Annotated in this window: 12 protein-coding genes and 1 riboswitch; of the genes, 2 read left to right on the forward strand and 10 right to left on the reverse strand. The window is 63.4% G+C overall.

Annotated elements, in window-relative coordinates; genetic code table 11:
• From K3759_RS16115 to K3759_RS16150, 8 genes are all read right to left on the reverse strand, one after another.
• Complete coding sequence (locus K3759_RS16115; RefSeq protein ID WP_259983322.1) at nt 1–630, reverse strand: precorrin-8X methylmutase; 630 nt, start codon at nt 628–630, stop codon at nt 1–3.
• Nucleotides 620–1,768: a precorrin-3B synthase gene (gene cobG, locus K3759_RS16120; protein WP_259983323.1), complete on the reverse strand. Its 1,149-nt coding sequence runs from the start codon at nt 1,766–1,768 to the stop codon at nt 620–622. The genes K3759_RS16115 and cobG overlap by 11 nt, the downstream gene beginning before the upstream one ends.
• Complete coding sequence (gene cobN / locus K3759_RS16125; RefSeq protein ID WP_259983325.1) at nt 1,765–5,007, reverse strand: cobaltochelatase subunit CobN; 3,243 nt, start codon at nt 5,005–5,007, stop codon at nt 1,765–1,767. The genes cobG and cobN overlap by 4 nt, the downstream gene beginning before the upstream one ends.
• Before the next feature lie 6 nt (nt 5,008–5,013).
• Nucleotides 5,014–6,048: a cobalamin biosynthesis protein CobW gene (gene cobW / locus K3759_RS16130; protein WP_259983327.1), complete on the reverse strand. Its 1,035-nt coding sequence runs from the start codon at nt 6,046–6,048 to the stop codon at nt 5,014–5,016.
• Complete coding sequence (locus K3759_RS16135; protein ID WP_259983329.1) at nt 6,045–6,419, reverse strand: DUF1636 domain-containing protein; 375 nt, start codon at nt 6,417–6,419, stop codon at nt 6,045–6,047. The genes cobW and K3759_RS16135 overlap by 4 nt, the downstream gene beginning before the upstream one ends.
• A gap of 72 nt (nt 6,420–6,491) precedes the next feature.
• Nucleotides 6,492–6,989: a hypothetical protein gene (locus tag K3759_RS16140; RefSeq protein WP_259983331.1), complete on the reverse strand. Its 498-nt coding sequence runs from the start codon at nt 6,987–6,989 to the stop codon at nt 6,492–6,494.
• A gap of 11 nt (nt 6,990–7,000) precedes the next feature.
• Nucleotides 7,001–7,684, reverse strand: a complete 684-nt coding sequence (locus K3759_RS16145; protein ID WP_259983332.1) for a CbtA family protein — start codon at nt 7,682–7,684, stop codon at nt 7,001–7,003.
• Between the two features lie 214 nt (nt 7,685–7,898).
• Nucleotides 7,899–8,069 carry a CbtB-domain containing protein gene (locus K3759_RS16150; protein WP_082849519.1) on the reverse strand — a complete coding sequence of 57 codons (171 nt, stop codon included), beginning with the start codon at nt 8,067–8,069 and terminating at the stop codon, nt 7,899–7,901.
• A 33-nt stretch (nt 8,070–8,102) separates the two neighbouring features.
• Nucleotides 8,103–8,320, reverse strand: a riboswitch (cobalamin riboswitch).
• Nucleotides 8,321–8,496: 176 nt separating this feature from the next.
• Between K3759_RS16150 and K3759_RS16155 the strand changes: the two genes are divergently transcribed.
• Complete coding sequence (locus K3759_RS16155; RefSeq protein ID WP_259983333.1) at nt 8,497–9,507, forward strand: PAS domain-containing protein; 1,011 nt, start codon at nt 8,497–8,499, stop codon at nt 9,505–9,507.
• Between the two features lie 3 nt (nt 9,508–9,510).
• On the opposite strand, the gene pncB is transcribed toward K3759_RS16155, so the two are convergent.
• Together pncB and pncA are read right to left on the reverse strand one after the other, a co-directional pair.
• A complete protein-coding gene (gene pncB / locus K3759_RS16160) occupies nt 9,511–10,803 on the reverse strand; it encodes a nicotinate phosphoribosyltransferase (RefSeq protein ID WP_259983335.1) in 1,293 nt (430 codons plus the stop codon).
• Between the two features lie 69 nt (nt 10,804–10,872).
• Complete coding sequence (gene pncA, locus K3759_RS16165; protein WP_259983337.1) at nt 10,873–11,469, reverse strand: bifunctional nicotinamidase/pyrazinamidase; 597 nt, start codon at nt 11,467–11,469, stop codon at nt 10,873–10,875.
• A gap of 99 nt (nt 11,470–11,568) precedes the next feature.
• Between pncA and K3759_RS16170 the strand changes: the two genes are divergently transcribed.
• Nucleotides 11,569–12,468, forward strand: a complete 900-nt coding sequence (locus K3759_RS16170; protein ID WP_259985669.1) for a rhodanese-related sulfurtransferase — start codon at nt 11,569–11,571, stop codon at nt 12,466–12,468.
• Nucleotides 12,469–12,470 lie beyond the last annotated feature (2 nt).

The following is a 12,470-nucleotide window of genomic DNA, read 5'->3' on the forward strand; positions in this document are numbered from 1 at the left end:
TCATTCAACCCTGCTTGCCAGCGCGTTCACCGCCGCCACGGTGATCGCCGAGCCGCCCAAACGCCCCTGCACGATCATCGAGGGCACTGGCAAATCTTGCATCAACGCCTCTTTCGATTCCGCCGCACCGATAAAGCCCACCGGGCAGCCGATGATCGCCGCAGGGCGCGGGCACTCGGGGTCTTCGAGCATGTTGAGCAGATGAAACAGCGCCGTGGGCGCGTTGCCGATGGCCACCACCGCGCCTTGCAGATGCGGCCGCCACAGTTCCAGCGCAGCGGCGGAGCGGGTGTTGCTCATCTTCGCAGCCAAATCCGGCACCGACGGGTCGCGCAGGGTGCAGATCACCTCATTCTCGCGTGGCAGGCGTTTGCGGGTGATGCCTTCGCTGACCATATAGGCATCGCAGAGAATCGGCGCACCGTCCTCCAACGCCGCCCGCGCGGCCACGGCCATGCCTTCGGAAAAGCGGATGTGCTCCTCCAGCCCGACCATGCCCGCGGCGTGGATCATGCGCACGGCGACGATCTCTTCTTCCGGGGTGAAACGCGCCAGCGCCGCCTCGGCGCGGATGGTGGCAAAGGACTGGCGGTAAATCTCGGCACCGTCGGTGATATAGCTATGGGGCATCGGCGGACTTTCTAAGGTGAGAGGCGATGGCGGCGGGGGTTAGCCCGCGCAGATCAGGGGCCGCATCGGCGCGGCCATTGCGGATGAGGTCATATTGGTCCGGCGCAGTGGCGGTCAGGGTGAGGTCCGTGGCGTGCGGCGCGGCGCAGCCTTTGGCGCAGCCGGAGACATGCAGGCGTTGCCCCTTTGGCACCACGGCAGCAAGGTGCCGCGCCAGCTCGCGCGTCTCGCCCCGGCCCTGTGCGCAACCGGGCGCGCCGGTACAGGCGAAGACGCGCAGAAGTGGATCGGCGGCCTCGGTGATGAGGCCTGGCAGGTCAGGTAGGGCCGTGGCGCCTTCGATCAGCACCATCCGCCATGGGGTCAAGCGCAGCGGGCCAAGGTCGGCAAGGGCGGTGAGCGTTTCCGCATCCATCTGACCAAAAGCGCAGGCAACCAGCGCGCCCGCTGGGTAGTGGCCAAGCGCCGGTGTGCCTAGGCCGCTCTGTCGGGGATGGTCGAAACCAGAAGGGAGGGTCGCCCCCGCCTCCAAAGCACGTGCGGCGCGGCTGGCACCCTGAGCGCGAACCCATGCAGCTAATGCAATGGCCTCGGTCACGGCGGCATCGCGGGAAATCAGTTTGCCCAATGCCGCCCCCTCAGCGCAGAGCAAAAGCTGCCCCTCCGCCGATCGCTCAAAGCGAATGTCTGCGGGGTCTGCCTGCAAGACCGGCTGTGGCCCGGCATCGACCGCATAGCCGAACTTGTTGGAGACTTCGGGCAGCGCGTGGCTCTCAGCGGCGGCGGTCAACTGCTGGGTCAAATGTTCCGTATCACCACCCGCCTGCCAAAAGGGCGTCACCATGAGGTTACGCCGCCGTTCAGCCCCCTCATCTACATCGATCAATGCCAGCGCACGAAGCGCGTCGATCAGACCCTCATGTCGCTCTGGATCAACACCGCGCAGTTGCAGATTGGCCCGGTTCGACAGGTCGATCACCCCGTTCCCATAACGCCGCGCCAGATCTGCGACGCCACGTGCTTGCGCTACTGTCAACCGCCCCTGCGGCACCCGGAGGCGGACCACCAGCCCGTCGCCGGACAGCATTGGGCGCAACGCGCCGGGGCACCAGCCCTTGATGACGGGTGTTACGCTCACTCCACCCCGTCCAACGCGGCTGAAATCGAGTTGCGGCGCGTCACCCAGAGCCCCGCCTCGCGCAATGCGGCGAAACGGTCTCGCATGGCCTGCAGCGCGGCAGGGTTCTCGGCCTCCATAAAGGCCACCAGATCGTCGCGGTTCAGCGTGGCGTCGAAATAGAGATCGAAGAGATGCGCAGGCACCTCGCGCGTCAGATGCGCAAAGGCAGCAAGGTTGTCGAGCGTCGCCGCCACCTCTGCAGCGCCGCGAAAACCGTGGCGCATCATGCCGCTGGCCCAGCCGGGATTGGCGGCGCGGGCGCGCACAACACGGGCGATCTCCTCGGGCATGGACCGCGCGCGGGGGCTGCCAGCGCGGGTATGGTCCAGATGGTACATCGCCGGTTTCTGCGCGCCGAGATGCGCCATCGCGGCGGCAAAGCCGCCTTCGTGGCTGGCATAGTCCGAGGCGAGCAGGATATCGCTTTCGGCCAAGTCCTGCACATGAGCAAAGCCATCGGCGCGCTGCAACTGCGCCTCCAGCGCGGCGCGGTCCTGATGCGCCTCGCCTTGGGCGTTGATCGCCCATTCGGAGCCGCTCAGCCACGCCTCCCCCGCTGCCGCGCGGCCTGCGTCGGAATAGTCTTGCAACGCCACTTCCATGTTCACCCCATAAAGGCCCGGCTTGGGGCCAAAAACGCGCGGCGTGCGGGTGAGATAGGGGTTCATATCCGGCGCGTCTTCACGCTCGGCCAGTGCTGCGGCGCCTGCCTCAAATATCTGCCCCAGCCCCGGAAACACATCCCGAAACAGGCCCGAGATGCGCAATGTCACATCAATGCGCGGACGGTCCAGCAGGGTCAGTGGCAGTACCTCAAAGCCCGACACCCGCTCACTGCCGTCGTCCCATTTCGGCGCAAGACCCGCGAGATGCATCGCCATGGCGACCTCTTCGCCTGCCGTGCGCATGGTGGCCGACCCCCAAAGATCAATCACCAGCCCCCGCGGCCAATCGCCGTTGTCTTGCAGATGCCGACGCAGCAGTTCCTCGGCCAATTTCACGCCCTGCGCATGGGCGGCCCGGCTGGGCACGCCGCGCGGATCGACGGCATAGAGGTTGCGCCCCGTGGGCAGCACATCCGACCGCCCGCGATAGGGCGAACCGGAGGGGCCAGCGGTGACACGCCGCCCCGAAAGCGCGGTCAGCAGCCCATCCCATTCGCCCTCCCCCGCGCCAAAGACATGCAGGCCGTCGCCGTATTGGCTTTCCTTGATGTCGCAGACAAAACGGTCGATCCGGGTCAGAGCCTCGGCAGCAGAACTGGCGGCATCGAGGCCGAGGTCATCTTCGACCCCCGCCGCCTGCGCCTCAGCGCGGATCGTATCGACCAGCCGGTCGCGGCGCGCGGGGTCGAGCCCATCGGCGGTGGAATATTCATCGAGCAGCCGTTCCAGCCGCAACAGCCCCTCGGGCGTTTCGCTGTCTTTCAACGGGGGTGGCAGATGGCCTAAGGTCACCGCGCCGATGCGCCGCTTGGCCTGTGCCGCTTCGCCGGGATCGTTGACGATGAACGGATAGATCACCGGCAGATCGCCGGTCAGCGCCTCGGGCCAGCAGTGGTCCGACAGGGCCACGGCCTTGCCCGGCAGCCATTCCAGCGTGCCATGCGCGCCGATGTGCACCAGCGCGTGATGCCCCTGCGCGCGCAGCCATAGGTAAAACGCCACATAGGAATGGCGCGGCGTGCGGGCGAGGTCGTGATAGCTGTCTTCGCGATCCGCCAGATCGCCGCGTTCGGGTTGCAGCGCGACCAGCGCGTTGCCGCAGACTTGCGCGGCAAAGTGGAACGCGCCGTCCTGAGCCAGCGGGTCATCCTCAGCCTGCCCCCATGCCTGCGCAAGGTCATCGCGCAGCACTTGCGGCAGGCTGGCCAGAGCGGCATGGTAATCAGCCAGCGGCCAAGAGATGCGCTGCTCGGTGAGGCTAAAGCCAAAGCCGATCTGCGGCGTGACGCTATAGCCCTCGCCCGCCAGACGCATCAGCATGTCTTCGACACTGGCCAGCGCGTCGAGCCCGACCGCGTGGGCCAGTTGATCGTCCCGCCCCGGATAGGTCGAGAGCACCAGCGCCAGCTTGCGCGTGGCCGCAGGGGTTTGGGCCAGCCGCTGCCAACCCAGCACACGCGCCACGACGGCGGCGATGCGGGCATCCTCGGCGCGGTGGGCAAAGCGGGAATATTGCAGATCGGGATCGCGTTTTTCGGGGCTTTTGAAACTGACGACGCCGGTGAAAATGCGGCCATCCACCTCGGGCAGCACCACATGCATGGCCAGATCGGCGGGCGAAAGGCCGCGCTCGCTCGCGTCCCAATCACGCCGCCGCGCGGTGGAGAGGGCCACCTGAAATACCGGGCAGCCCGGCGCGTCGAGCGGGGAGGTGCCGTCATCCCCGCGCCCCGAGAAGGCGGTGGCGTTGACAATGGAAACGGGGTTCATCACCGCGAGCGCATCGTCCAGAAAGCGCCGCGCGGGATCGGATTTGAGGGAGGGTACGAAAAGCCCGATGGCGTTCAGCCCTGCCGCACGCAGCGCGCGGATCAGCGCGTCGACGGGCGCGGTATCGGCGGCCAGCAGGTAGCTGCGGTAAAAGGTGACAGCGACGGTATCGCCTGCCGCATCGGCGAAAGGCACGACGCCTTGATCGGGGTCGTAATAACCACAATCGGGCACCGTTTTCGTGCCCATCACCGGCCCGGCATAGAACCCCGCCGCCAGCGCCATTTGCGCCAGTGCGGCCTGCGCCGCCACCGGCCCGCCCGCGTCACATAGATGCGCAAGCCGGCGCAGTGTAGAGACAGGCAGCGTTGAATGCGCGTCCAGCCCCGGATCTTCGCGCCCATCGGCGGGCAGCACGGCCAGTGCGATGTCATTCCGGCGGGCAAAGTCTTGAACCTGCATGATGCCGTAGGGCCAGTAATTCTCGCCCCCGATGAGGCGGATCAGGATGCCCTTGGCCCCGGTCAACGTCTGTTCGATGTAGTTGTCGACCGACGCAGGATGCCGCAGCGCGACGAGGTTGCACAGCCGCAAGGAGGGCAGCTTCCCCTCCTTGCCGCCGCCGCGATGCCAGCCTGCCGCGAAAGCGCCGAGGTCACTGTCGGAAAACGACAGCACCACCAGATCAGCGGGCGTTTGACCCGGATCATAGGGGGTGTCGGTATCCTCCAACCCGTGGCTTTCGCGAAAGACGACATGCATGCGCGGTTAGGCTCCCAATACGTCGCGGATTGCGGCGAGGTTGATGTCGTCATGTTCGGCGATAACCACCAAATGCCCGGCGCGCGGATCGCTGCCCCAAGGGCGGTCGAACTGCTGACGCACCCGTGCACCCACGGCCTGCACCAACAGGCGCATCGGTTTGCCTTCGACCGCGACATAACCTTTGACGCGCAGGATGTTCTGCTCACGCGCGAGACGTTCGATTGAGGCGACCAGCGCGTTTACATCCGACACTTCCGGCATCGGGATCACCACGGTTTCAAAATCGTCATGCTCGTGATCGTCGTGGCCATCATGGTGCGAGGGGCGCGCGGCGAGGTCGTCTTCGGCAGCGGCGTTGAGGCCCAGCACGACCTTGGGGTCGATCACGCCCTCGGTCATCTCCAGGATCGGAATTTCGCGCGGGCTCTCCGCTTCGATCACCTTGCGGGCCTTGGCGAGGCCTTCTGGGCCGGCCAGGTCGGCCTTGGACATCAGGATGATATCGGCGCAGGAGATTTGATCTTCAAAGACTTCGGACAGCGGAGTTTCGTGGTCGAGACTGTCATCAGCCAGACGTTGCGCATCAACGGCAGCGACATCGGCGGCAAAAGTACCCGCCGCCACGGCCTCGGCATCGGCCAGCGCGATCACGCCATCGACGGTGATCTTGGAGCGGATCGCGGGCCAGTCGAAGGCTTTGAGCAGCGGCTTCGGCAGGGCCAACCCAGAGGTTTCAATCAGGATGTGATCGGGGCGCGTCGGCAGGGCCATCAGCGCCTCGATGGTCGGGATAAAGTCATCCGCCACGGTGCAACAGATGCAGCCATTGGCCAGCTCGACGATGTTCTCGGCCGGACAATCCTCGATGGCGCAGGATTTCAGGATGTCGCCATCCACACCCACGGTGCCGAACTCATTGACCAGAACGGCAAGGCGACGCCCGCCTGCATTGGTCATCAGGTGGCGGATCAGCGTGGTTTTACCTGACCCAAGAAAGCCGGTGATGACGGTAACGGGGATTTTGGCGAGATCGCTCATGAGGAAGGCTCCTGCGGCAGGGTCAGAGGGGGGATACGCGCAAGGCTTTGCTTGCGAAAGATGACCGGACGTTCGCGCCATGGCACCAGCCCGTCTTGGGTGGCGGCATAGGCGGCGGCTCCGGCGAGGATGTCGGCGGCGTCTTCCTTGGTCAAGCGGCCATAGACATAGGACCATTTGCCCGGCGCAGAAAGCGCCACGGCGGCGCCCTGCGAGCAGGCCGAAAGACATTGCACCGGCACGATTATTACGCCCTCGGGCGCGCCTGCGGCGTCGAGGGCGGCATGAAGCTGCGCGCCGGGGCGCGGTGCGTCTTCTTCCAGCACCTCGCCTGCGCGGCAGGTCATGCAGACATGTAGGGTCGTGCTCATCGATCTGGTCCCATCGGGTTATGCGTGCCGGGTATGCGCTCCGGCCCGTTATGAAAAGGGGAAGCGAGGCGATTATTCAACTGTCAGCACCTCGCGCGCGGTAATCGGCGCACCGTTTACCGCCAAGGGGCGGTGGTCATTGGCGTTGAGCGTGACCTCAACCGTGACCTCGCCCTTGGGCAGATCAGGCAGATGCAGCCATGGGCCGTAGAGCCGCCCGATCTTGGCACCGTTAACATAGACATGGGCATGGCCCTCGCCCGGTTTGTGGTCGCCGCTGGCGTTTTGCGGCGCAAAGGCGAAGCCGTCGGTTTCCACGTAAAGATTATGGCCCGACATTGGGTCAGGTTTCACGCGGATCGCGAGGCTGGGGGCATCGCCTGCGGCAATGTCGATGGGTTGGCCGTGCATCCGCGCGTGATCCGCGCTGCCGTGGTCCATCCCGCCATGGGCGGCAGGGTCGCCGTGGTCATGGCCATCGAAGGTCACGCCGTTGCTTGCGGCGATGGCAAAACCGATGCCACCGCCAAAGACCAACCCGATGGCGAAAAGCGCCAGTGATCTGTCCATCTTGACCTCCCTCAGGCGCTGCGTGCGCCTTCACGTTGCCAAAAGAACCCGGCGAAACTGCCCAGGAGCACCCATGCGGCAAGGCCGATGCCAAGCGCGCGGGCAGCAAACAGCGCGCCGATCTCGGTGGGCACCGGGCCGCTAAAGCTTTCGGGCTCGGGTGCGCCGACGATATGCGGGGCCATCAGCAGCACCGCCGCGCCGATCCACGCGCCCCAGCCAGTGCCGAAGGCCAGCAGCCAAAGCGCAACCAGCGCCGCGGCGGCTGTGGCAAACCACCAGATTTGCCGTGCGGTGATGTCCGCTGCGGCCACACCGGGCACCTCCGGCGCAAGGCTGAACCCCGGCGCGAGGTGGAAAGCGACGAAACCCGCCACGCCCCAAAGGATGCCCCAGCGGCCATCAATCACCGCGCCGCGCTCTTCGCCAAGGCTCATCGCGGCCAAAAGGATCAGCGCATAGGCGGTATAGGTCAACATGGTGAAGATCAGGCTCAGCCCATCGCGTACGGCGTCGAAACCGGGCAGATCGGGGTGCGCGCTGACGGGGTCGGCCCCCAAATGCACCAGCGCGCCGGTCTCATAAAGCTCGGCATGAAGCAGAACGGGCTGCACGAAATAGAGTTGTAGCAGGCCGGTCAGCAAACCGGCAGAGGCCCCTGCAAATAGGGCGGAAGTCAGAAAACGTGAAAACATCGCAATGATCCTTGGATGCGAAATGATACTCAGCGCCGCGCGAAACGCGGGCCGAGGACATTACCCAGCCTCAAGATGTGCCAAAGCCCTCCCGACGCGGCGAACGGCGGGCGCGGGCAAAACAGCGAAAGGCAGGCATTGATAGAAAGGCAGAATCACAGATAACCGGACTGCGTGATGGCAGCCCGGACCCTGTGATACCGAACACGGGCGCTTAGTGGCAGGGAAAGCCTGTCGCGTGGCGCACGTCATGGGCGGCATCATGCAGTGCTGCGGCCTGCACATGGCCGGTCAGCGCCATCAAAGCCACACCCAATACGGCGGCAAACAGCGCCGGTACGAGTTTGCTGCGCGTGGCACCGGCGGTCTTAATCATTGTCGTCATCTTCATTCTCCTTACCGTCACACCCGACGGCATCTAGCGTTTCATTCGCTTGGCAGGTCTCCTGGCTCGCGGGTCGTGGCCTTTGCCCGCCTTCCCCGTCCAAAAGGACAAGTGGCACGAGGGGCATTGGCTCACCGCTTACAGTCGCGGGGGCGGCTTCGGCTTCGGGGTCTTGCGACCCCTTACTGAATTCCCTTTTCGGTCCCACACCCAAAGGCGCTTCTCGGGACACCAAGCGGGTTCAATTACGCATTTTCGACCCGCGTTGACAAGCCGCATTTGGCCCCTCACCCCCACTGCCGCGCGAAACGCCACGAGGCATACCGTATCTAGTAGATAAACATTGCTTAAACCCAGTATGCGGGTTGACCCAGAAGCCACGCACAGGGCACATTATCGGCTAGTTTCGGACGAAGGGCGGCGCTTTATGAACAATGATACGGTCTCCGTCAGTCGGCCGGCTCTGAACGAAGACGTTCTTGGCAAGGTCGTGCGCTATGCCCGCTTACCATTGTGCATCACCGACCCGACGCAGCCGGACAATCCGATTGTCTATGTCAACGAGGCTTTCACCGACCTTACCGGCTACCGCATGGAAGAGATCGTCGGTCAGAATTGCCGGTTTCTGCAAGGCCCGGACACGACACCCGAAAGCGTGGAGACGGTGCGCCAGATTCTCTTGGACCGCCGGGTTGATACGGTGGAAATCGTGAACTACCGCAAAGACGGCAGCCGCTTTGTGAACGCGCTGCAGCTTGGCCCGATCAATGATGAAGACGGCAAGCTGATCTATTTCTTCGGCTCCCAGCTTGATGTCTCTGAGCGTCGCCGGGTGGAGCGCGAACACCGCCAACTGGCAGACGATGAACTGCTGCACCGGCTGCGTAATATCGTTAATGTTATGACTGCCATGGTCCGCATTACCGCCCGAGAGGAGCCCAAGCCCGGAGCCTTTGCCGATAAAGTAATTGATCGGCTGTCAGCCTTGGGTGCTGCGCATTTCGACACGATTGGCCGCAGTGACCAGCAAGAGGTGGATTTCGAGACGTTGATGGGGCCGATCATGCGGGCATATACCTCAGCAACCGAAGAGCAGATCACCCTCTCTGGAGACAACCCGCTGATATCGCATCGGCTTGTCTCACCCCTGACGCTGGCCCTGCATGAATTGGCGACAAATGCGGTGAAACATGGATCGCTCAGCACGGAGAGCGGGCAGGTATCACTGGACATCGCGATCCTTCAAGCGCCTGCACGTCTGCGTTTCGTTTGGCAGGAAATCGGGGGGCCGAAGGTGACCAAGTCTGATCGCGACAGCGGGTCGCGGATCATCCAATCGCTGACCCGCGCGGTCGGTGGCACTTTGCATTATGACTGGCAGCCCAAAGGATTGATCGCCACGGCGGAATTTCCGATGACGGCCACGGCGGACGGCTGACCGTTAGACGATCACCTGCTGCGCGGTCTGTTCCCCCACACCGAAGACCCGCTTGTAGCGCGCAATCTCATCCGCCGGGCCCATCGCCTTGTTCGGGTTGTCCGAGAGTTTGACCGTAGGCCGCCCGTTGGCGCTGACCGCTTTGCAGACAAGGCTGAACGGCGCCAGCGCATCCTTCGGCACCAATCCGCGGAAGTCATTGGTCAGCAAGGTGCCCCAGCCGAAGGAGACTTTGGCCTTGCCCGCGAACTGCGCGTGCAACTCCTTAATCTTGTCCACGTCGAGCCCGTCGCTAAAAATCACCCGCTTTGTCGTCGGATCCTCCCCCCGCGTGCGCCACCAGTCGATGGCCGTTTGCGCCGCCGCGGCCGGATCACCGCTGTCGACGCGGATGCCGGTCCAGCCCGCCAGCCAATCCGGCGCGTGATCAAGGAAACCCTTGGTGCCGTAAGTGTCGGGCAAGATGATCCGCAGATTGCCGTCGTGTTCATCGTGCCAGTCCGACAGCACGTCATAGGGCGCGCGGGCGAGTTCAGCATCATCATCGGCCAGCGCGGCATAAACCATCGGCAACTCATGCGCGTTCGTACCAATCGCCTCAAGCTCACGCATCATAGCAATGCGGCAGTTAGAGGTGCCGGTGAACGCATTTCCCAGCCCCTCGTGCATCGCCTGCACGCACCAGTCTTGCCACAGGTATGAATGCCGCCGCCGGGTGCCAAAATCAGCGATCGAGAGGTTGTCCACTTCGCGCAGCGCTTCGATCTTTTCCCAGACGCGGGTCATGGCGCGGGCATAAAGCACCTGAAGCTCAAACTTTCCCATCGGGTCCAGTGCTGCACGGCTGCGCAGTTCCATCAGCACGGCCAGCGCAGGGATCTCCCACAGCATGACCTCGTGCCACTTGCCCTCAAAGGTCAGCTCATATTGATCGCCCTTGCGTTCCAGATGATAGGGCGGCAGGCGCATGCCCTCAAACCACTCCATGAAATCGGAACGGAACATCTGCCGCTTGCCGTAGAAGGTATTGCCGCGCAGCCAAGTGCTTTCGCCGCGGCTGAGGCTAAGCGAGCGGATGTGATCCAACTGCTCGCGCAGTTCGCCTTCGTCGATCAGATTGGCCAGCGGGATATGCGTGGAGCGGTTGATCAGGCTAAAGGTGACCTGTGTGTCCGGCTTGTTGCGAAACACCGATTGGCACATCAGCAGCTTGTAGAAATCCGTGTCGATCAGCGACCGCACGATGGGGTCGATCTTCCACTTGTGGTTATAGACGCGGGTGGCGATGTCGACCATGGGAGGTTCCTTATTGCATGCCCCTTCATGCCAAGGGGGCGGGCAGATGGGCAAGGGGAAAGCGGCGGATCAGGCCAGCGTGACCCCGGCGGCGCGCATCCCTTCGCGGGATTGGCCAAGCGATCCGTCCAGATCAATCGCGCGGCAAAGCTCTTCGCGGACGTCTACCTTGAACCCCAGCTTCGCCGCATCCACAGCCGAGAAGTTCACGCAGAAATCCAGCGCCAGCCCGACCATGGTCAGCCGTTCAATCCCGCGCGTGCGCAGGTAGCCTTCAAGCCCCGTGGGGGTGCTGTGATCATTCTCAAAAAACGCCGAATAGCTGTCGATGTCGGGGTTAAAGCCCTTGCGGATGATCAGATCGGCCCGGTCTGTTTGCAGATCAGGATGGAACTGTGCGCCGATGCTGCCTTGGATGCAGTGATCGGGCCAGAGTACCTGCGGGCCGTAGGGCATGGTGACAACTTCATAAGGCGCATTGCCGTCATGCGAAGACGCGAATGACGAATGCCCCGCCGGGTGCCAGTCTTGCGTCAGAACAACCGCGTCAAACTCGGGCATCAGCGCGTTGATGCCGCGCAAAATCTCATCGCCTTGGGGCACTTCCAGCGCGCCACCGGGGCAGAAATCATTTTGGACATCGATCACGATCAGGGCATGGGTCATGGGCAGTCTCCTTCGTTCAAAGGGGTAGGGCTGTGCATGGGGTAGGTCAATGGCACGCCCCGGATTGAGCTTTGCGCCCGAAGCGCTTATTTGACGCTTATGTATACCATTGCCGCCCTATATCACTTCACCCGTTTTGAAGATCCCGCCGCGCTCAAGCCTGCGCTGCTGGCGCTTTGCGAGGCGCAATCGGTCATGGGCACGCTGCTTTTGGCCCCCGAAGGGGTGAACGGCACGATCGCCGGACCGCGCACCGGAATCGACGCGGTGATCGCCCATCTGCGCGCCCTTCCCGGCTGCGCAGATCTAGAGTGGAAAGAGGCCACCAGCGACAAGCCGCCCTTCGGCAAAATGAAGGTCCGCATCAAACGCGAGATCGTCACCATGGGCCAGCCCGATGTCGATCCGCGCGTCAAGGTTGGGCATTACGTCGATCCCAAAGAGTGGAACGAGTTGATCCGCTCTCCCGATGTGGCGGTGATTGACACGCGCAACAACTACGAGGTTGCCATCGGCACCTTTGAAGGGGCGGTCGATCCGCAGACCGAAAGCTTCGGCGAATTCCCAGAGTGGTGGGAGGTGAACAAAGACCGTTTCCACAACAAGAAGATCGCGATGTTCTGCACTGGCGGCATCCGTTGCGAGAAATCGACCAATTACCTCATTGATCAGGGCGTTGAGGATGTCTTTCACCTCAAAGGCGGCATTCTGAAATACCTCGAAGAAGTGCCCGAACAGGAAAGTACTTGGGAAGGCGATTGTTTTGTCTTCGACAACCGCGTCAGCGTCGGCCACGGGCTGCGCGAAGGGCCTCATATGCTCTGCCATGGATGCCGCCGCCCGATCCTGCCTGAAGACACGAAACATGCCGCTTATGAGGCTGGGGTGTCCTGTCATCAGTGTGCGGAAGAGACTTCGGAGGCTGACAAGGAACGATTCCGCGAACGTCAGCGCCAGATCATGTTGGCGAAAGAACGTGCCGCGCGGGAGCAGGGCTAAAA

The organism is Sulfitobacter sp. W027 (assembly GCF_025143985.1).
Lineage (GTDB): Bacteria > Pseudomonadota > Alphaproteobacteria > Rhodobacterales > Rhodobacteraceae > Sulfitobacter.